General features: G+C 57.6%; 24 protein-coding genes. 12 read left to right on the forward strand and 12 right to left on the reverse strand.

Going from position 1 to position 19,541, the window contains the following annotated elements:
* Nucleotides 1-29: 29 nt before the first annotated feature.
* The 10 genes from sucD to Z946_RS0112525 form a co-directional block, all read right to left on the reverse strand.
* The gene (gene sucD, locus Z946_RS0112480) at nt 30-917 is read right to left on the reverse strand and encodes a succinate--CoA ligase subunit alpha (RefSeq protein ID WP_025056069.1); all 888 of its coding nucleotides are present in this window, start codon (nt 915-917) and stop codon (nt 30-32) included.
* Between the two features lie 62 nt (nt 918-979).
* Entirely contained in the window at nt 980-1,255 is a 276-nt protein-coding gene (locus Z946_RS0112485; RefSeq protein ID WP_025056070.1) for a hypothetical protein, read from the reverse strand.
* A gap of 57 nt (nt 1,256-1,312) precedes the next feature.
* The gene (locus tag Z946_RS0112490; RefSeq protein ID WP_025056071.1) at nt 1,313-1,834 is read right to left on the reverse strand and encodes a hypothetical protein; all 522 of its coding nucleotides are present in this window, start codon (nt 1,832-1,834) and stop codon (nt 1,313-1,315) included.
* Nucleotides 1,835-1,836: 2 nt separating this feature from the next.
* On the reverse strand, nt 1,837-2,349 hold the full coding sequence (locus tag Z946_RS0112495) for a hypothetical protein (protein ID WP_025056072.1): 513 nt from the start codon (nt 2,347-2,349) through the stop codon (nt 1,837-1,839).
* Nucleotides 2,346-2,612, reverse strand: a complete 267-nt coding sequence (locus tag Z946_RS0112500; protein ID WP_025056073.1) for a hypothetical protein — start codon at nt 2,610-2,612, stop codon at nt 2,346-2,348. Before Z946_RS0112500 ends, Z946_RS0112495 begins: the two co-directional genes overlap by 4 nt.
* Nucleotides 2,613-2,656: 44 nt before the next feature.
* Complete coding sequence (gene sucC, locus Z946_RS0112505; RefSeq protein ID WP_025056074.1) at nt 2,657-3,850, reverse strand: ADP-forming succinate--CoA ligase subunit beta; 1,194 nt, start codon at nt 3,848-3,850, stop codon at nt 2,657-2,659.
* A 254-nt stretch (nt 3,851-4,104) separates the two neighbouring features.
* Nucleotides 4,105-5,136, reverse strand: a complete 1,032-nt coding sequence (locus Z946_RS0112510) for a MaoC family dehydratase (protein ID WP_025056075.1) — start codon at nt 5,134-5,136, stop codon at nt 4,105-4,107.
* Complete coding sequence (locus Z946_RS0112515) at nt 5,136-5,339, reverse strand: DUF1737 domain-containing protein (protein WP_025056076.1); 204 nt, start codon at nt 5,337-5,339, stop codon at nt 5,136-5,138. Before Z946_RS0112515 ends, Z946_RS0112510 begins: the two co-directional genes overlap by 1 nt.
* 16 nt (nt 5,340-5,355) lie before the next feature.
* Nucleotides 5,356-5,913, reverse strand: a complete 558-nt coding sequence (locus Z946_RS0112520; protein WP_025056077.1) for an NnrU family protein — start codon at nt 5,911-5,913, stop codon at nt 5,356-5,358.
* A 1-nt stretch (nt 5,914) separates the two neighbouring features.
* A complete protein-coding gene (locus Z946_RS0112525) occupies nt 5,915-6,775 on the reverse strand; it encodes an HpcH/HpaI aldolase/citrate lyase family protein (RefSeq protein ID WP_025056078.1) in 861 nt (286 codons plus the stop codon).
* Between the two features lie 317 nt (nt 6,776-7,092).
* On the opposite strand from Z946_RS0112525, the gene Z946_RS0112530 reads away from it, so the two are divergent.
* Nucleotides 7,093-7,425: a hypothetical protein gene (locus tag Z946_RS0112530; RefSeq protein WP_025056079.1), complete on the forward strand. Its 333-nt coding sequence runs from the start codon at nt 7,093-7,095 to the stop codon at nt 7,423-7,425.
* Nucleotides 7,426-7,502: 77 nt separating this feature from the next.
* Here Z946_RS0112530 and Z946_RS0112535 read toward each other — a convergent pair whose 3' ends face one another.
* The gene (locus Z946_RS0112535; protein ID WP_025056080.1) at nt 7,503-8,258 is read right to left on the reverse strand and encodes a sulfite exporter TauE/SafE family protein; all 756 of its coding nucleotides are present in this window, start codon (nt 8,256-8,258) and stop codon (nt 7,503-7,505) included.
* A gap of 114 nt (nt 8,259-8,372) precedes the next feature.
* Between Z946_RS0112535 and Z946_RS0112540 the strand changes: the two genes are divergently transcribed.
* From Z946_RS0112540 to Z946_RS0112595, 11 genes are all read left to right on the forward strand, one after another.
* Nucleotides 8,373-9,266, forward strand: coding sequence for a PRC-barrel domain-containing protein (locus Z946_RS0112540; RefSeq protein WP_025056081.1), 894 nt, complete (start codon nt 8,373-8,375; stop codon nt 9,264-9,266).
* 153 nt (nt 9,267-9,419) lie between these two features.
* The gene (gene mdh / locus Z946_RS0112545) at nt 9,420-10,382 is read left to right on the forward strand and encodes a malate dehydrogenase (RefSeq protein WP_025056082.1); all 963 of its coding nucleotides are present in this window, start codon (nt 9,420-9,422) and stop codon (nt 10,380-10,382) included.
* A 141-nt stretch (nt 10,383-10,523) separates the two neighbouring features.
* On the forward strand, nt 10,524-11,195 hold the full coding sequence (locus Z946_RS0112550; protein ID WP_081780879.1) for a DUF1194 domain-containing protein: 672 nt from the start codon (nt 10,524-10,526) through the stop codon (nt 11,193-11,195).
* 185 nt (nt 11,196-11,380) lie between these two features.
* Nucleotides 11,381-11,764 carry a succinate dehydrogenase, cytochrome b556 subunit gene (sdhC, locus tag Z946_RS0112555; RefSeq protein ID WP_025056084.1) on the forward strand — a complete coding sequence of 128 codons (384 nt, stop codon included), beginning with the start codon at nt 11,381-11,383 and terminating at the stop codon, nt 11,762-11,764.
* A 13-nt stretch (nt 11,765-11,777) separates the two neighbouring features.
* Entirely contained in the window at nt 11,778-12,149 is a 372-nt protein-coding gene (gene sdhD, locus Z946_RS0112560; RefSeq protein ID WP_025056085.1) for a succinate dehydrogenase, hydrophobic membrane anchor protein, read from the forward strand.
* Between the two features lie 27 nt (nt 12,150-12,176).
* Nucleotides 12,177-13,982, forward strand: a complete 1,806-nt coding sequence (sdhA, locus tag Z946_RS0112565) for a succinate dehydrogenase flavoprotein subunit (protein WP_025056086.1) — start codon at nt 12,177-12,179, stop codon at nt 13,980-13,982.
* A gap of 4 nt (nt 13,983-13,986) precedes the next feature.
* The gene (locus tag Z946_RS0112570; protein ID WP_025056087.1) at nt 13,987-14,316 is read left to right on the forward strand and encodes a hypothetical protein; all 330 of its coding nucleotides are present in this window, start codon (nt 13,987-13,989) and stop codon (nt 14,314-14,316) included.
* A 3-nt stretch (nt 14,317-14,319) separates the two neighbouring features.
* Nucleotides 14,320-15,120 (forward strand): FkbM family methyltransferase, encoded by an 801-nt coding sequence (locus tag Z946_RS0112575; RefSeq protein WP_025056088.1) that lies wholly within the window; start codon nt 14,320-14,322, stop codon nt 15,118-15,120.
* Nucleotides 15,121-15,186: 66 nt separating this feature from the next.
* On the forward strand, nt 15,187-15,966 hold the full coding sequence (locus tag Z946_RS0112580; RefSeq protein WP_025056089.1) for a succinate dehydrogenase iron-sulfur subunit: 780 nt from the start codon (nt 15,187-15,189) through the stop codon (nt 15,964-15,966).
* A 350-nt stretch (nt 15,967-16,316) separates the two neighbouring features.
* A complete protein-coding gene (locus Z946_RS0112590) occupies nt 16,317-17,963 on the forward strand; it encodes an FAD-binding dehydrogenase (protein WP_025056091.1) in 1,647 nt (548 codons plus the stop codon).
* On the forward strand, nt 17,960-18,808 hold the full coding sequence (locus tag Z946_RS0112595) for an urea carboxylase-associated family protein (RefSeq protein ID WP_025056092.1): 849 nt from the start codon (nt 17,960-17,962) through the stop codon (nt 18,806-18,808). Before Z946_RS0112590 ends, Z946_RS0112595 begins: the two co-directional genes overlap by 4 nt.
* Before the next feature lie 4 nt (nt 18,809-18,812).
* On the opposite strand, the gene deoD is transcribed toward Z946_RS0112595, so the two are convergent.
* Complete coding sequence (gene deoD / locus Z946_RS0112600) at nt 18,813-19,517, reverse strand: purine-nucleoside phosphorylase (RefSeq protein WP_025056093.1); 705 nt, start codon at nt 19,515-19,517, stop codon at nt 18,813-18,815.
* Nucleotides 19,518-19,541: the final 24 nt, after the last annotated feature.

Here is a 19,541-nt window from a genome sequence, read left to right on the forward strand (position 1 = left end):
CAAGGGATGCCTGGGTGACAGGGCATTGATTAGCCTTTTTCGATCGCTTCTTTGACAGCTTCGCCCAAAGTGGCAGGGCTGTCAGCGACGACAATACCTGCCGCTTTCATCGCTTCGATCTTGTCCTCGGCACCGCCTTTGCCGCCTGCAACGATCGCACCGGCATGGCCCATGCGGCGTCCGGGAGGGGCCGTGCGGCCAGCGATAAAGCCGGCAGTCGGCTTCCAGCGGCCTTTCTTTTTCTCGTCAGCAAGGAACTGTGCGGCTTCTTCTTCGGCAGAACCGCCGATTTCGCCAATCATGATGATGGACTGCGTCTCGTCATCTGCAAGGAACATTTCAAGCACGTCGATGTGCTCGGTCCCTTTAATCGGGTCGCCACCGATACCAACGGCGGAAGACTGGCCATAGCCAAGATCGGACGTCTGTTTGACCGCTTCGTACGTCAGCGTGCCGGAGCGCGAGACCACGCCGCAGGAACCGCGCTTGTGGATGTGGCCCGGCATGATGCCGATTTTGCACGCATCAGGTGTGATAACACCAGGACAGTTCGGGCCGATCAGGCGGGACTTCGATCCTTCCAGCGCACGCTGGACGCGCATCATGTCCAGCACCGGAATGCCTTCGGTGATGCACACGATCAATTCCATCTCTGCGTCGATTGCCTCAAGAATTGAATCAGCGGCGAAAGGCGGAGGAACATAGATCACGGAAGCGTTCGCTTCGGTCACGTGCTTTGCTTCGTGCACAGAGTTGAAGACCGGCAGGTCCAGATGAGTCTGGCCACCTTTGCCGGGGGTCACACCGCCGACCATCTTGGTGCCGTAAGCAATCGCCTGCTCGGTGTGGAATGTGCCTTGCGAGCCGGTAAGGCCCTGACAGATGACTTTTGTGTTTTCGTCTACGAGTACGGCCATTGCGCGTCTCCTTTTGGTATTCTTCTTATGCTGAGGTGCGGGCGGTGCGCCGCCACGCCCCTTTAATCAACGATGGGACGGGAGCCGTCATTCTTGTGACCGGAGTACTGGCCATGATGGCAGGATTTATGCGCGGCGCAGGGGGCCGTGACATTGACGACCGTGATGTGCTGCACGCTTGTGATTTCGGGCGCTGTTGTTTCAGCCATTGCACCGGACGCAAGGCGGGAAGGGCTGGGGTGCACGTCCTGAGGGCCATTGCGGACAGAATAATCGCTGCCGCAGGCCGCGAGAGAGGCGAGTGCGACGGCGGTCACGGTCAGGCGAAGTGGTGTCATGGTCAGTCCCTTTGTCGTAAGTGCCGGTCGCGTTGGCGCGGGCCGGGGTTTCGGTGGTTAGTCGGCGCTGTCGGAGGGGGTGAGCCGCTCCACCAACATAAAGGTTTCAATGCCGCCGCTGGCGGGGCGGGTGCCTACGTGCACGACGGCAACGCGGCGCGGATTTAGACGGCGGGCGGCAAGCAAGGTGGTGCTGTCGCCCGAAGCATAGCGTGCGGGTAGCGGAGCAGGGTCAAGGATAGCTTCTGCGCTCAATCCCTTGAGTACAGCTTGAGCCGCAGTTTCGGAATAATCACCGGCAAAGGAAACCTCGCACCTGCGGTCGGTGCCCGGCGTCACAGCGCGCGCCGTTGCCGGTGAAGCCGCTACACTCGAGAATGGATCGAGATCGTAGAAATCATAGGACGCACCGGACAGGGCAAAGGTTTTTGCGGCTTTGTCTGCGGTCAGGTAAGGCGAAAAGCAGTTGTCAGCGAAAAGCTGCATCGCTGCGCGTGCGGTGGACGCTGGACCACCGGCAGTTGCCGTTGAGCCGACTGCGAGCAGTGAAAAAGCGTATAGAGATGCGGCCAAACGCATGATCAGCCCCTCTCTGCGATATGAGTAATGCGGAAACCGTCAGCGCTTTCGACAAAGCGGACGATATGGGCCACGTCGCTGCGTGTGTAGCGCCAGCTTACGCCGCCATCAATCGCAGCGGTTTCAACGGCGCTATCACGCCACCATGCCTCGGCGAGATGGGCCTCAAGGCTTTCGTAGATTTCGCTGCCATCGTCGCCGATTTGCGGACTGATGTGCAGTTCGCAGATTGCTTTCAGCGTACCGACGTCAGCGGTGACCTTGAGCTCGTTATTGGGTGAAATAAACGCAAAGTCGTGATCCGTGTCGGGTAGAGCGGCAAACCAGAAGGCCTGCGACCAGAGCGGAACAGCACGGTCAAGACGGCTTGGCTGGCTGGTGGCGCAGGCTGACGCAAAGGCATGGCCGATTTGCGCAGGCGTAAGATCGGTACCCTGACGGATTGCCTGATTGTCCGCACTGGCAAAGGCGGGCAGGAGGGCAAAGAGGGAGAGGGTTGCGAATTGACGGATCAAAACAGTGCTTCCTCGTCTTCTACAAATTCGTCCAACACCCGCACCATTACCAGACCAGCGCCCATGATAAGCAGTGACCGGCCCAGAGAACCTGTCATGTTGCGTGGCAGAATTGTTGCGACGCCATCGCGTGACCGACGCGCTGCTTTCGCAACGCCCCTGTCGGTATGGCGATCCTTTTCGGGACGGTCCGGCAGGCTCAGCGCTGACGGCCGCCACGCACGCATGAGCAGGCCCGCGCCCATAAGCGCGATACCTGCCATGATGGGGGCGGTCGATGGAGGGGGCTGATCCGACACCGGTCCAATCAGCCTTTGACCGCTTTCACGATCTTCTGTGCGCCGTCCTTGAGGTCTTCGGCGGCGATAACGTCGAGACCGGAGTTGTTGATGATGTCTTTACCCTGCTGGACGTTTGTCCCTTCAAGGCGAACAACCAGCGGCACTTTCAGACCTACTTCTTTCACCGCGGCGACAACGCCTTCCGCGATCACATCGCAGCGCATGATGCCGCCAAAGATGTTCACGAGGATGCCTTTGACCTGCGGGTCGGACGTGATGATTTTGAACGCTTCGGTCACCTTCTCTTTGGTTGCACCGCCGCCAACGTCAAGGAAGTTCGCAGGCTCTGCACCGTAGAGTTTGATGATGTCCATTGTGGCCATCGCAAGACCGGCACCGTTCACCATACAACCGATTTCACCATCCAGAGCGATGTAGTTCAGGTCGTACTTGGACGCCTCCAGCTCTTTGGGGTCTTCTTCGGTGGTGTCGCGCAGCTCAGCGATATCCGCGTGGCGGTAGATGGCATTCCCGTCAAAGCTGACCTTGGCATCCAGCACCTTGAGGTCACCGCCGTCGGTAACGATCAGTGGGTTGATCTCAAGCATTTCCATGTCTTTTTCCATGAACGCTTTGTACAGGAGGCCCATCAGACCAACGCATTGCTTGACCTGTTTGCCTTCAAGACCGAGCGAGAATGCGATGCGGCGGCCGTGGAATGCCTGATAGCCTGTCGCGGGATCGACAGAGAAGCTGAGGATTTTCTCAGGCGTGCTTGCCGCGACTTCTTCGATGTCCATGCCGCCCTCGGTGGAGCAGACGAAGGATACGCGGGATGTCTGGCGGTCAACCAGCAGAGCGAGGTAGAGTTCTGTCTCGATGCCCGAGCCGTCTTCGATGTAGATGCGGTTGACCTGTTTGCCGACTGGGCCGGTCTGGTGCGTGACCAGTGTGCGGCCCAACATCTTTTTGGCTTCTTCTGCAGCTTCTTCAACGGATTTGGTCAGGCGAACACCGCCTGCGTCACCGGCATCAGCCTCTTTGAATTTACCCTTGCCGCGACCGCCTGCATGGATTTGCGCTTTGACGACCCAAAGTGGGCCGTCCATCTCACCGGCTGCTGTCTTGGCGTCTTCTGCCTTGAGCACCACACGGCCATCCGAGACGGGCGCGCCATAGCTGCGCAGAAGGGCTTTCGCCTGATATTCGTGAATGTTCATGGAAAGCGTCCCGTGTTTGTTCAAGTCACCCGTATCGCGTTGGGTGAGTCTTATGGTTATCAGCGAGCCTTGTTCAGTTTGCACATCAATAAAAGCCTAAAGTGACATTTGTGATCACAGCTGAAAAACGTGTGATCACAAAATACTTTGATTTAGGCAAATGTTAAGCACGTAGCAGGCTTTTAGGGCAAATAGCACGATTGCGCCCCGCTGCGGGCGGGCGCAATCTGGTGCTTGGTGCATCGGGTGCCCAGTTAAAGCGGCATCAATGCCCAGTAGTCCAGATCCAGCAGGACCTCTGGCAGATACTTGCCGTCTTCGCCACGCAAGGCAAAGGCATCGCCCCCCTTGGTTGCGACAAGACGCAGCCGGATAGCACCGACACCGGGTGCCGATGTCTCGGCCTTGTCGAGGACCTCTGACCACGCGCGGATCGTATCGCCCGAAAGGCATGGGTTGGCATGCGCGCCGCCGTTAAGGCCCGCCACAATTTGTGCGTTTGCAAGACCGTTGAAGGATAGCGCCCGTGCCATAGATATCACGTGCCCGCCATAGATCAGCCTCGATCCGTCAGGCCGTGCAGAGGTGTCGAAATGCACCTTGGCGGTGTTCTGCCACAGGCGTGTGGCCATCATGTGCTCGGCTTCTTCTACGGTGACGCCGTCAACATGATCGATCTTCTCTCCGATTTCGTAGTCAGCCCAGCGGTGAGGCTCACCGGCGAGGGTGAAATCGTAGTTGGTGAAGTCGAGACCTTTCGGAATGCTAAGCTGATCTGCGCTGAGGGCGTCTGGCAGATCGGGTACGACGGTTTCAGGTGCGGGCGCATCAACATTGCGTTTCCGGACCATGACCCAGCGCACGTATTCCAGAACCGCTTCGTCATGCTGGTTCAGGCCGGTGGTGCGTACGTAGACAACGCCGGTGCGTCCGTTGGAATTCTGCTTGAGGCCAATTACCTCTGACTGGCTGCGCAGCGTATCGCCGGGCCAGACGGGGGCGAGCCAGCGGCCCTGCGCATATCCAAGGTTGGCCACGGCGTTCAGGGATACATCCGGCACGGTTTTGCCAAACACGATGTGGAAGGCGATCATATCGTCCAGCGGGCTGAACGGCAGGCCACAGCTTTGCGCGAATTGGTCTGATGAATAGAGCGCGTGCCGCGCGGGATAGAGCATGTGATAAAGGGCGCGTTCGCCCATTTTGACGGTACGCGGTACGGCATGGTGGATCGTTTCGCCGACGGTGTAATCCTCGAAGAAGCGCCCTGCGTTGGTCTTGGCCATCAGTGTTCTCCCAGCTTGGTGTCAGGTGTATAGGTGCCGGGAGCGTCTTTCGTAACGGCTTGCCCGCACCGCATCACACCTGCTGCGTGATCCCATGTCTGGGTTGGCGTGCCGTACAGCTCCCAGCCCTTGTTCAGCGCGTCAGTGACCTTGTGGCAAAAGGCAGACGTGTCCTCTTCGGACAGAAATCGGTAGAGTTTCATAAGGTTGACCGTTGGTTCAGGAAGGGAAAGGCCAGACACCGAGCCATGAGTGGATGGCGGTGACGATGGCGACGATGACAAGAGTGATGACTGCAAGCCGGATATAGGTCGGGCGGCCCGCATGTGCAGGCGGCGTCCAGGCAGGTTCGGCGCGGTTGATCATGATGACGCTGCCCACAGCCCAAGCCAGAAGACCGCCAAACAGCAGGATTGACGCCAGATCGCCGTTCACCAGCAAATGCGCGATGGCCCATGTTTTAACCGCCAGCAATTGCGGATGGCGGGTCTTGTAGGCGGGCCATGCCTTGGCCCCTTTGGCGGCAGAAGAGCCGTAGATCCAGAAGGCGAGGATCATCAACAGGTTGTTGATGTGCACCATGAATGCGGGCGGCTGCCAGACGGGGATAAACGCGGCACCACGGTAGCCGACGATCATCAGCACCAGCGACAGGACGATAACGACAGCGATGATCCCTTTTCCCGGTGTCCCCAAAGCGGCACGAGAATCCGGCGCGAGCCGTTTGTAGTAATGGGCACCCGCCCAGAGGATGAGGCCAAGGATCAGTAGTAACATGTCAGTGCTCCGCGTTCAGGTCTGCGATTGCATCCAGCTTTGCCAGTGTTTCGCGGGCGGTGGCAACGTGCAAATTTTCAACGATCTTACCATCGACCACTGCAACACCCTGACCGGACGCTTCGATTTCTTCCAGCGCGGCAATCTGGCGGCGGGCCAGATCGACCTCAGCTTCGGAAGGGGAAAACGCGGTGTTGGCCACATCGAGCTGCGCAGGATGGATCAGCGTTTTGCCGTCAAAGCCCATGTCGCGGCCCTGATCACATTCGACACGCAGGCCGTCGTCATCTTTGAACGCGTTATAGACGCCATCAATGATCGCAATATCGTTGGCTTTTGCGGCGAGAACGCAAAGGCCCAGACCGGCCATCATCGGCAGACGGTCAGCACGGAAGCGTGTTTGCAGGTCTTTGGCCAGATCATTGGTTCCCATGACCATCGCCTGCAATTGCGGATGGGCGGCGATTGCTGGGGCGTTCAGCATTGCGCCCGGTGTTTCCATCATTGCCCAAAGCGGGATGTCGCCCACGATCCGGGCCAGTGCATCAAGATCTTCGGGGCTGCCCACTTTGGGTAATAGAATCGCATCGGCGTTCATCTTGGCTGCTGCCGCGGCATCGTCAGCGCCCCAAGGCGTGTCCAGACCGTTGATCCGGATCACCTTGAGCCGGTTGCCGTATCCGCCCTGTGTGAGCGCAGCGGCCAAAGTGTCGCGAGCGGCAGGCTTTTCGTCAGGTGTGACAGCGTCTTCGAGGTCGAAGATGATTGCGTCGCAGGCAAGGCCACGCGCCTTATCCAACGCGCGATCCTTTGAACCGGGGATATAGAGGACGGAACGCAGGGGACGGGTAATCTTGGGCATGGTGAGGCTCCCTTTGGGGTATAAAGTTGCGCGCAAAGGGCCATTATTTGCAGAAAAGTTCAAGCACAATGGTGCCGCAGCGCAGCAAATATCAAATTGGGCCCGTCCGCGGACGCAGCGTTAACCATTACTTTAGCCCTCCACCGCAGACTGATCCCAGTTGCAGCCCGAGGGAGCACCGCATCGGCAAGGCCGCCGGAAATAGCGGAACGGGATGAGCAGACGAATGTCATAACCTGGGCCACCCAGGTCCCGCCGGGAAAACCCGGGGTGGTCCGAGGACCGTGGGTGCAGTCTTTTGAATGAGGCATAGTAATATGAACAAACGTATTAAGCTTTTGCAGTTGGGTGCGCTGACAGCAGCAGCGGCAGTTTATCTGGCGACGACAACGGACGTGGCAGCGCAGAATGCGCGAAACTGCGCACCGCGCGAGGCCGTAATTGAACGTTTGGCCCAAGGATACGGCGAAACGCGTCAATCAGTGGGTCTTGGCTCTAACAACGCCGTGGTTGAAATCTATGCATCGGATGAGACAGGCAGTTGGACAATTACGGTGACAGCGCCCGGCGGGCTTACCTGTCTTGTCGCGTCGGGACAGTCATTTGAGGAAACTGCGGATATGTTGCCTGCGAAGGGGAATGACGCATAGTGCGTGGAAACTGACTTTCGGGAAGTGAAAGGCGGGCGGATGGTCCGCCTTTTGCATTTTTGGACGGCGCAAGAGATTCAGGTCAGCCCGTCCCAGATTAGCTTGCAGCCTGTGACCATCAACAGAACGTATGTCAGCCCAAAGAAGATGCGTTCCGGCACGATGTGATGCGCACGTACGCCCAGCCATGTTCCCAGAAGGGCAAAGGGGACCAGAACAACGTTTGCCATAAACGTCTGCGCAGTAAACATGCCCAATGCGGCATACGGAATGAACTTCACTATATTCAGTATCCAGAACAGCAGGACGGTGCTGGCCTGAAACTGCGTCTTGTTCAGTCCCCGGCTGAGCAGAAAGACCGCAACCGGCGGCCCGCCCGCGTGGCTGATAAAGGTAGTGAACCCGCCTAATGCGCCAAAGAAGAGGCCGCACCAGTCCGGCATCCGCGCACGGGCCAACCGGATCAGGCCACTGGCCAGCGACAGCTGCCACAAGACAAACCCCACAGAAACCGCGCCGATCAACAGGCGCAACAGGTCAGGCGAGGCGACTGTGTATAATAGCGTGCCTGCAACCACCCCCGGAATGCCTCCGATAAGCAGCAGGCGCACATCCGGCAGGCTCCATTTTCCCCAGTACGGTTTGAGAGAACTCGCGTCGATCAACATCAGCATGGGTAACATCACGCCCAAGGCGAGACCCGGTTCCACCACCAGTGCCAAGATCGTGGCCGAGGCGAAGGCAGCCCCCGAACCAAAGCCCGCTTTGGAGATTGCGGCGAATAAAACCGCAGGACCGGCCACGCAAAAAAAGAACAAATCGAGGGTGAGCATGTCTTAGTTTATACCAACGTCGTTTTCTTAGAAATCCGTGGAACAAGAGTGCTGGATATTGGTTCTTTCACCAGACGAGCAACAAATGCTCACCCTTAATATGGAGTAATAGATATGAAACGCTTTCTTTCTACAACCGCCGTCCTTGTTGCACTTGCAGGCACAGCCTATGCAGACGCTCACAGCAACTCATTTGGCGCTGTAACCTTCGAGAAAAGCGACTTTTTTGCCTCTGACCTGATCGGCATGCGCATTTATAATGCAGAGACCGAAATGGAGACAGGTGCCACCATCGAGGCAGACGCCGAGAAGGAATGGGACGACATTGGTGAGATCAATGACATCATCGTTGGCAAAGACGGTGAAGTCCGCGCCGTGATCCTTGGTGTAGGTGGCTTTCTGGGCATGGGCGAGCGTGACGTAAGCGTATCCATGGACGCTATCAAAGTAGTACAAGAAGATGGTGATGCCGGTGACCGCTTTCTGGTCGTGACAACATCCAAAGAGATGCTTGAGCAAGCTCCTGAATTCGAGCGCGGTGATGACGAGATGGCAAGCGGTTCTATGGCCAACGACAACATGACCAATACAACTGAAACCGAAGCCACAGACACCACCGAGACAGACGCAGCTGAGGACGTGAACACTGCATCCAACATGGAAGCAACAGACGATGATCTGGCACGTCCGGCAATGACCTATGACGGTTATGCAGATGCTGAGGCTGCCGAAGTCGAGCAACTGACAGCCGAACTGATTGAAGGTTCGTATGTCTACGGTGCACAAGACGAAACAGTCGGTGAAATCGACACGCTGGTGATGAGCGATGACGGCAAAGTCACAGACGTTGTGATCAACGTCGGCGGTTTCCTTGGTTTGGGCGAAAAGCCAGTGGCCGTGAGCTTTGACAAGATCCAGGTCCTGAAGAATGTGGACGGCGACGACTACCGTTTCTACATCGACAGCACGAAAGAAAAGCTCGAAGCGCTGCCAGAATACGATAACTGATACGCAAATCGACCAATAATGCATCAGACCACCCCAAATCGGGGTGGTCTTTTCGTTTCTACTCTCCACTTCGCGTTCAAAGCAGGCTGAACTTGCAGGCTCGCGTGCATTTCGCTATTGCACGCGCAAACAAACCCTCATGGAGATATGATCATGGCCAGACCCAAAATCGCGCTTATCGGCGCGGGGCAGATCGGCGGAACGCTTGCACATCTTGCAGCACTCAAGGAACTGGGCGACGTCGTCCTCTTTGACATCGCCGAGGGAACGCCGGAAGGCAAAGCGCTCGACATCGCGGAATCAGGGCCATCGGCCAAGTTCGACGCGACCATGTCCGGCACACAGGATTACGCTGATATTGCTGGCGCAGACGTCTGCATCGTCACCGCCGGTGTCGCCCGCAAACCCGGCATGAGCCGTGACGATCTGCTGGGCATCAACCTGAAAGTTATGAAGTCCGTAGGCGAAGGTATCGCCGCACATGCGCCGAACGCATTCGTGATTTGCATCACTAACCCGCTGGATGCGATGGTTTGGGCGCTGCGCGAATTCTCCGGCATGCCGCACCACATGGTTTGCGGTATGGCTGGCGTTCTTGATTCGGCACGCTTCCGTCACTTTCTTGCGTCCGAGTTCAACGTTTCCATGAAAGACGTCACTGCCTTCGTTCTGGGCGGTCACGGCGACACTATGGTACCGCTGGTACGTTATTCCACCGTTGCAGGTATCCCGTTGCCTGATCTGGTAAAGATGGGCTGGACAAGCCAAGAGAAACTGGACGCGATTGTTCAGCGTACACGTGATGGCGGTGCAGAGATTGTGGGTCTGTTGAAGACCGGTTCTGCCTTCTACGCCCCTGCGACATCGGCGATCGAGATGGCGGAAAGCTATCTGAAAGACCAAAAGCGTGTTCTGCCTTGTGCGGCATATGTCGATGGCGCTTACGGTCTTGACGGTTTCTATGTGGGTGTACCGACAGTGATCGGTGCCGGTGGTATCGAGCGTGTGGTGGAAATTTCGATGGATAAAGACGAGCAGTCCATGTTCGACAATTCCGTTAACGCGGTTAAAGGTCTGGTCGAAGCCTGCAAAGGTATCGACGAGACACTGGCGTAAGCCACTTTCCAAAAACAGTGATGGAAACGCGCCCCTTTGCGGGCGCGTTTTTTGTTGGGTAGGGGGCACCCAGCGAAAAGGCCAATCGCGTCACCCGATTGTGAGGTGGACGGGGCGGGCTTGTGGCTTATGCTCCGCGCTATGCGGCTGTTCCTACCCCTGACTGCAATACTGTTACCGGCCCGCCTGTTGGCGTGTGATCTGGCTTTGGTATTGGCGGTTGATGTGTCGGGGTCAGTTGATCGCGAAGAATACACAATCCAGATGGAGGGGCTTGCCGCAGCGTTGCGCGACGGGATCGTCGTTGATGCACTGGTGGATCAAAACGCGCAGGTGTCTTTGGTGCAGTGGTCCGGATCTTCTCGTCAGGTGCAGTCCATCAAGTGGCGCGGCATTGAGACCGCGCAGGATGTGAGCGCACTCGCAGCGCAGGTATCGCGCGTGCCGCGGGTTTGGCGCAATTATTCCACCGCAATCGGTGAGGCGCTTTCGATTTCTGCACGCAGCTTTGACATGGTCGCCGATTGCGGGCGCAGAGTGATTGATGTGTCGGGCGACGGCGTATCGAATGAGGGGATACCGCCAGAACAGATGCGGCCGGTTTTGCGTGCCGGCGACATAACCGTAAACGCATTGGCGATTGAAACCGATGACACGGACCTCACCGGCTACTTCTTTGAGCAGGTCATCGATGGCCCGCACGCTTTTGTTGTGACCGCTAACGGGTTTGAGGATTATCCGGCCCAGATATTGCGTAAATTGCAGCGCGAAACCACAAAACAACTGAGTCGGCTCAACCTAAATGATGATTAATGTGATCACAGGCGTTTTTTGTGTGATCACAGCTTGGGCAAAAGGGTGTTGTTGATGCGAATTTCTCGGATAATATCCGCAAAACCCTGCGGCAAATGCACCGCCCCCCGTGACACGCCTGCTAAAAAGGCTATTACTATCCTCAGCCAACTACGTAATTTAAGCCACCTCAAAGGACCTGTGCCATGGCCGATGTAAACCGGGGCAACCGTCCCCTGTCGCCACATCTGACGATTTACCGCCCGCAGCTGACATCCATGACGTCCATCCTGACGCGTATCACGGGCAATGCGATGTTGATCGCTGCGCTGATGATCGTGTGGTGGTTTCTGGCGGCAGCCAGCTCGCCCGAGTATTTCGCAACAGCCAACGGGTTCGTGACCAGCTGGTTCGGCGATCTGGTGATGTTCTTTTCCCTGCTTGGTCTGTGGTATCACACTCTGGCAGGCATCCGGCACCTCATTTGGGACAACGGTTATGCGCTGGACATTCCCACAGCTGAAAAGCTGGGTTGGGCCTGCATCGGCGGTTCTGTCGTGCTGACCATCATCACTGCAATCGCGATATAAGGGGAGGTTTGACATGGCATATCTGACAGACCGCAAACGCGCGATGGGCCTCGGCTCCGCGAAATCCGGCACCGCCCATTTCTGGGCTATGAAGGTCAGCTCTGTTGCGCTGCTGATCCTGATCCCGCTTTTCGTGTTCACATTCGGAGCAGCGCTGGGCGGAACATACGAAGAAATCGTGGCTTACTATAGCCGTCCGGGCCCTGCGATCATCGCGGCCCTGACATTCATCGTCGGCTTCAAGCACTTCAACGACGGTGTTCAGACATTGATCGAGGACTATGTACACGGGACCGCCCAGAAGGTGGCGATCATCCTGATGACGTGCCTCAGCTACGGTGCCGCAGCGGTGGGCGTATTCGCCATCGCCAAGCTGGCGCTTTGACCAAACATTCCCCAAGGGAGACGAAAAATGGCCGCATATGATTATGAAACCCACGAATATGATGTGGTGGTTGTCGGTGCCGGTGGTGCCGGTCTGCGTGCAACGCTTGGCATGGCAGAGCAGGGCTTGCGCACGGCCTGTATCTCAAAGGTATTCCCGACCCGTTCCCACACTGTTGCGGCACAGGGCGGTATCGCCGCCAGCCTGAGCAACATGGGACCGGACAACTGGCAGTGGCATATGTATGACACGGTCAAAGGCTCCGACTGGCTGGGCGACACGGACGCGATGGAATACCTCGCCCGTGAAGCGCCAAAGGCGGTTTACGAGCTTGAGCACTACGGCGTGCCGTTTTCACGTACGGAAGAAGGCAAAATTTACCAGCGGCCTTTCGGCGGTCACACAACTGAATTTGGCGAGGGCCCACCGGTTCAGCGGACATGTGCGGCAGCAGACCGTACAGGTCACGCGATTCTGCACACGCTATATGGTCAAAGCCTCAAGCAGAACGCAGAGTTCTTTATCGAATACTTCGCCATCGATCTGATCATGTCCGAAGACGGGGTGTGTCAGGGCGTTCTGTGCTGGAAGCTGGATGATGGCACCATGCACTTGTTCAGCGCCAAGATGGTTGTGCTGGCAACTGGCGGCTATGGCCGTGCCTATTTCTCGGCCACATCTGCGCACACTTGCACCGGTGACGGTGGCGGCATGACGGCGCGCGCCGGTTTGCCATTGCAGGACATGGAATTCGTACAGTTCCACCCGACAGGTATCTACGGCGCTGGCTGTCTGATCACCGAAGGGGCGCGGGGCGAGGGCGGATACCTCACCAACTCCGAAGGCGAGCGGTTCATGGAGCGCTATGCGCCGACCTACAAGGACCTTGCGAGCCGCGATGTTGTGAGCCGCTGCATGACGATGGAAATCCGCGAAGGGCGCGGCGTGGGCGAGAAGGGGGATCACATCCACCTGCACCTTAACCACCTGCCGCCGGAGACGCTGGACCTGCGTCTGCCGGGTATCTCTGAATCCGCGCGTATCTTTGCCGGTGTGGACCTGACGAAAGAGCCGATCCCGGTATTGCCGACCGTTCACTATAACATGGGCGGTATTCCGACAAACTATTGGGGTGAGGTTCTTGCACCGACCAAGGATAACCCTGACAATGTATCCCCCGGTCTGATGGCCGTGGGCGAAGCGGGCTGTGCCTCTGTGCACGGTGCGAACCGTCTTGGTTCGAACAGCCTGATCGATCTGGTGGTGTTTGGCCGCGCTGCGGCGATCCGCGCCAAGGAAATCGTTGATCCGAACACGGCAGTACCTGCGCCGAACAAGCGCTCTGTTGAAGCTGCGTTCAGCCGCTTTGATGGTCTGCGCTATGCCAAGGGCCATGTCCCAACGGCAGAGCTGCGCTTGGAAATGCAAAAGACGATGCAGGACGATGCTGCTGTCTTCCGCACGGACAAGACGCTGGCAGAGGGTGAGGAGAAGATGAAAGGTGTCGCCGGCAAGCTCGATGACCTCAAGGTCACGGATACCTCACTGGTCTGGAACTCCGATCTGATGGAGACGCTGGAGCTGACGAACCTGATGCCAAACGCTGTGGCAACGATCACAGCTGCTGCTGCACGCAAGGAAAGCCGTGGTGCGCATGCGCATGAGGATTATCCGGACCGCGACGACGAGAACTGGCGCAAGCACAGCCTGATCTGGTTCAAAGGCAACGAAGCATCCTTGGGTTTCCGAGGCGTTCATACGCAGCCCCTGACCAGCCACAACGAAGGCGGGATCGACCTCAAGAAGATCGCCCCCAAAGCACGGGTGTATTAAGCCCATGCGCCTTACGGCTCTGGCAATCTGCGCAACACTGCTCACGGCCTGTACCCAAGTACAGCAGGCCGTGGATGACACTGCACGGGCGGGAGCCAAGGGTGTCGTGACCGAAACTCTGGCCACCCGCTTTCCGCAGGTGCCAAAGCAGTTGATCACGCCATTCACCGACTGCATCATCGACAACTCGTCAGCGCTGGAGATCCGCGACTTTGCGCGTGCGGCAGTTGTGGGTGTTGACGATCAAACGGTAACGACCGTTCGCACAGTGCTTTCGCGTCCTGAAACGGTGCAATGTCTGCAAACGCGGGCGTTGAGTAGCGGGATCATCTGACCGATGAACGCGATGTCCACCTTCACGCCTGATCCGGCCACCAGCAACGCACTGCGGGAGGTATTCCGGCGTGCGGACAAGGCACAGCGACAGCAGTTGGTGCCGATCCTGCCGCCGGAAGTGATCGAATTTGCGGGCGTGAAAATGTACGTGGACCCGCGTGACAATTTCACCGACCGTATGATCTGGCGGGACGGGCATCCGCCCGAGATACAATCGCTGATGGCACTTACCCAACTTGTCGAGGGGCGCAATGCGCTGGTGCTTGATATCGGAGCGAACTCCGGTGCTTTCGCCATTCCGCTTGCTGTCGCGGCGGGGAAGGGCAGCCGAGTGATCGCGTTTGAGCCGAGCCCTGTGATGATTGGCCGCTTGGGGTACAACGTGCAGTTGAACGATCTGGGCCATTTGGTGCGGATTGAAGGTTGCGCGCTGGGGGCTGCGGCGGGTGAGGCGATGCTGAACTTCCGCGAACGTAATTTCGGACAGGCTTCCTTGTTGCCCGTTAAAGAACATGTGCGTACTGGCGGAGCGCTGGTACCCGTGAGACCCTTGCTTGATTTCGTGGGCGAGGCGAGTGGTCACGACATTTGCGTTCTCAAGATTGACGTTGAAGGTGCCGAAGTGGACGTGCTCGCGCCGCTGCTTGATGCAGGCGGGTGGATGCCTGATGCCTTGCTGGTGGAGACGGATCATGCCGACGCATGGGATGTCGATCTGGTAGGCCGGATCATTGATATGGGTTTCGAGATCACTCTCGAAGCCGAACAAAACACGCTGTTTGTCCGCAAGGGCGCAGCATAACAAAAGGCGCTTTCGGGCGCAGCAGATGAAACGGGCAGGCCTCTGCCCAAAGACAGGAGACGCGACATGGTTCAGCTGACACTCCCCAAGAACTCGCGGATGACGAGCGGCAAAACATGGCCAAAGCCAGAGGGTGCCACCAACCTGAAGGAATTCCACATCTATCGCTGGAACCCTGATGACGGCAAAAACCCCGCGGTCGATACCTATTTCGTTGATATGGACAGCTGCGGCCCGATGATTTTGGACGCGTTGATCAAGATCAAGAACGAGATTGATCCGACGCTGACCTTCCGCCGGTCCTGCCGCGAAGGGATCTGCGGATCCTGTGCGATGAACATCGACGGTATCAACACACTGGCCTGTACCTATGGTCTGGCTGAGGTCAAAGGCGCGATCAAAGTCTATCCGCTGCCGCACATGCCAGTGGTCAAAGATCTGATCCCCGACCTGACGCACTTCTATGCGCAACATGCATCAATCCAGCCATGGCTTGAGACAGAGACACCTGCGCCTGCAAAAGAGTGGAAGCAGTCTATCGATGACCGCGAGAAGCTGGATGGTCTTTATGAATGCATCATGTGCGCTTGCTGTTCCACATCCTGCCCCAGCTACTGGTGGAATGGTGACCGGTACCTTGGGCCAGCAGCACTGTTGCATGCCTATCGCTGGATCATCGATTCGCGGGACGAGGCCACGGGCGAGCGTCTGGATGAACTGGAAGATCCGTTCAAGCTTTATCGCTGCCACACGATCATGAACTGCGCCAAGACCTGTCCCAAGGGCTTGAACCCTGCCGCAGCGATTGCGAAAATCAAGAAACTGATGGTCGAACGGACCGTCTGAGCCACCTAATCCAGCGCTTGCAGCTGTCATCGCCCGACCGAAGACAGCCGCAGGCCGGATAAGAGCACAATGCTATTCCTGCCCTTTCTTATCATTGTCGTCGTCGCGGTCGCAATCTATGCGAATCGTAACAAGGACCGTCGCCGGTGCAGCTGGCGGCAAAGTAAGCAGGGCAGCAAGGGTGCTCTCATTCGCTACAATTGCATAACGTGCGGCCAGGAAGCCTTTCGGTCAAACGGACAGCCCCGAGAGTGCCTTGCGCAATTGGGCAAGTCCAAGCTTTGACTTAGCGTCCCACTCGACAACCGGCCAAAGCAGCGACTACGCTCCGCCCAACAGGGGGAGAGTTCATGACTGATTTTCAGGCAGATATCATAGTTGTAGGTGCCGGGCTGGCTGGCATGGTCGCCGCCCACGAAGCCGTGGCGCGGGGGCGCAAGGTTCTGCTTCTGGATCAGGAAGCGCCACAGTCTTTGGGCGGGCAGGCGTTCTGGTCTTTGGGTGGTCTATTTATGGTCGATACCCCTGAACAGCGGCGTTTGGGGATCAAGGACAGCCGAGAGCTGGCTCTCAATGATTGGATGGGGTCAGCGCAGTTTGATCGCCATGAGGATGCAAACCCGCGCCTTTATGCCGAGCAATTTATTGACTGGGCGGCAGGGCCGATGCGGCAATGGTGCCATGATCTTGGCATGCGGTGGTTTCCGGTGGTCGGCTGGGCCGAACGCGGCGGCGCGCAGGCGCACGGACACGGCAATTCGGTGCCACGGTTCCACATCACATGGGGAACAGGGACGGGCGTTGTCGCCCCTTTTGCCAAACGGATGACAGAATACGCGGCGGCAGGCCAAGTGAAACTTGGCTTCCGGCACCGCGCGACGGATTTGATTGTGACAGACGGCGCGGTGACCGGCGTGCGTGGCGACATTCTTGAAAACAGCACAGCGGCGCGGGGCGAAAGCACATCGCGCGAGGTCACCGGCAGCTTTGAGTACAGCGCCGAAGCAGTCATTTTGACCACTGGCGGCATTGGTGGAAATCACGACACCGTCCGTAAACACTGGCCGGAGGAGCGCTTGGGAAAAGCACCGCAGCGGATGGTTGCGGGCGTGCCCGATTATGTAGACGGGAAAATGCACGAGATCGCCCGCAGCAGCGGAGCAGGGCTGATCAATGAAGACCGCATGTGGCATTACTGCGAAGGCATTCAGAACTGGAATTCGATCTGGCCCAATCACGGCATTCGCATCCTTCCGGGGCCGTCTTCGCTTTGGTTCGACGCCAAGGGTGATCGAATGGAAGCGCCCTATCTGCCGGGTTTTGATACGCTGGGCACGCTCAAGCGTATCTTGCAAGCGGGGGAGCATAGCTGGTTTATCCTGACCCAAAAGATCATCGAGAAGGAATTCGCGTTGTCGGGGTCGGAGCAGAATGCGGATTTGACCGACGGTGGCTGGATGGATGTGCTGAAAGCGCGGTTGGGAAAGGGGGCAACGCCAGCGGTTGAGGCTTTCAAGAAACATGGTGAGGATTTTGTCGTCGCGGATGACCTTGAAACGCTTGTCGCCGGAATGAACAGGATCACACCGGAAATGCCCATTGACCTGACCCACATCCGCAATCAGATCGCGGCGCGGGACAGCCAACTGGACAACCCTTTTGCGAAAGACGCGCAGATCACCGCGATCCGCGGCGCGCGGGCCTACAAGGGTGACAAGCTGATCCGCACGGCCAAGCCACATGCAATTCTCGACAAGGAGAATGGTCCGCTTATTGCGGTGCGGTTGAGCGTGGTGACACGCAAATCACTAGGCGGGTTGCACACCGATATTAAGGGGCGTGTTTTGACCCCTTCAGGCGCGGTGCTGCGTGGCCTGTATGCCGCTGGCGAGGTCTGCGGATTTGGTGGTGGCGGCTATCACGGATATAATGCGCTGGAGGGAACATTCCTTGGGGGATGCTTATTCTCTGGCCGGATTGCAGGACAAAACGCATGACAGTTCTTCCCCCCTCTGACGCGGACGCGCGGCGTGCCGTAAAGCCGGTGATTTGCTATCCGGTTGAAACGCTGCCGCAGCCTGCGATGGCCACGTTGACCCGCGCCCGCCAGACAATGACCAAGACTGACGAAGTTCTGGTCCCTGCGCGCGACGCCAAGACGTTTCGCGTGCCTGCCGGCCATTTCTTTCGCATCACTTCTGTTGAAGGATCACAGGTGGGCGACCTAAATCTGTGGAACGCGAACGACCTGAGCGAACGGTTCTACTCCGGTAAAACACGTGCGCTGCATGGCACCCACATAACAACCGGCGAACAGATGTGGAGCAGCTTTCCACATTTGCGGCCGATGGCGACGATTACACATGATACGCTGGAGTGGTATGGCATGGATGCCTTCGGCGGCTCTGTGCATGATGTGATTGGCACGCGGTGCGATCCCTATACGCACCATCTATTGAAAGGGGGGCAGTACCACCATTGCTGTCACTCCAACCTGACGCGGGCTTTGGCGGATCACCTTGGCGTTTCGCTAAAGGAGGCAGAGCCGCATGTGCATGATGTATTGAATGTCTTTATGTGTACGGGCTTCACGCGCGACACAGGGCAGTATTTCATGAAGGCCAGCCCTGTAAGGCCCGGTGACTATCTGGAGTTCTTTGCGCAAATTGATCTGCTTGGTGCGCTCAGCGCCTGTCCGGGTGGAGATTGCTCTGCCGAGCATTCATCGGATTCGGCGCAGTGCTATCCGCTGCTAATTGAGGTATTTGCCCCGGCCGAAGGGGCGCTCGATGGGTGGGACGCACCCGCCACAAGCGGATACGACCAGACGCACGGTACATGACGGATCAGGCGAAAGCCGCCTCAAGCGCGATTTCAACCATATCGCCAAAGGTCTTTTCACGGTCTTCTGACGGCAGAGCTTCACCTGTTTGTAGGTGGTCCGACACAGTCAGCACCGCCAATGCGCGGCGACCATGCCGGGCGGCCAGCGTATAGAGCTCGGCTGCTTCCATCTCGACACCGAGAATGCCGTGGCGAACCATCTGTTCGTCCAGATCTGGACGTTCGGCATAGAACACATCGGATGAATAGATGCCGCCGACATGGGTCTTTGTGCCTTTTGCCTCGGATGCAGCAACCGCTGCACGCAGCAACGACCAGTCAGCGGTGGGGGCGAAGTTCAGCTCGCGGAAGATGCCGGAAGAGGGCGAGGTAATCGTGCTGGCGGTCATTGCGATAATGACATCACGGATGCCGACGTGCGGCTGCATTCCGCCGCAAGATCCGATGCGGATCAGGGTTTGCGCATTATAGGTCGAGATCAGTTCATTCGCGTATATGGACAGCGATGGCATGCCCATGCCCGACCCCTGAATGGTAACACGGTTGCCCTTCCACGTGCCGGTAAATCCCAACATGCCGCGTACTTCATTTACAAGTTTTGCATCCGTGAGAAAGGTTTCGGCCGCCCATTTCGCGCGATAGGGATCGCCAGGCATAAGAACTGTTTCAGCAATTTCGCCGACTTCTGCACCAATATGGACGGTCATTTTGTTTTCCTTTTTGTGGGCTTT

The sequence above is a fragment of the Sulfitobacter noctilucicola genome (assembly GCF_000622385.1).
GTDB classification, from domain to species: domain Bacteria; phylum Pseudomonadota; class Alphaproteobacteria; order Rhodobacterales; family Rhodobacteraceae; genus Sulfitobacter; species Sulfitobacter noctilucicola.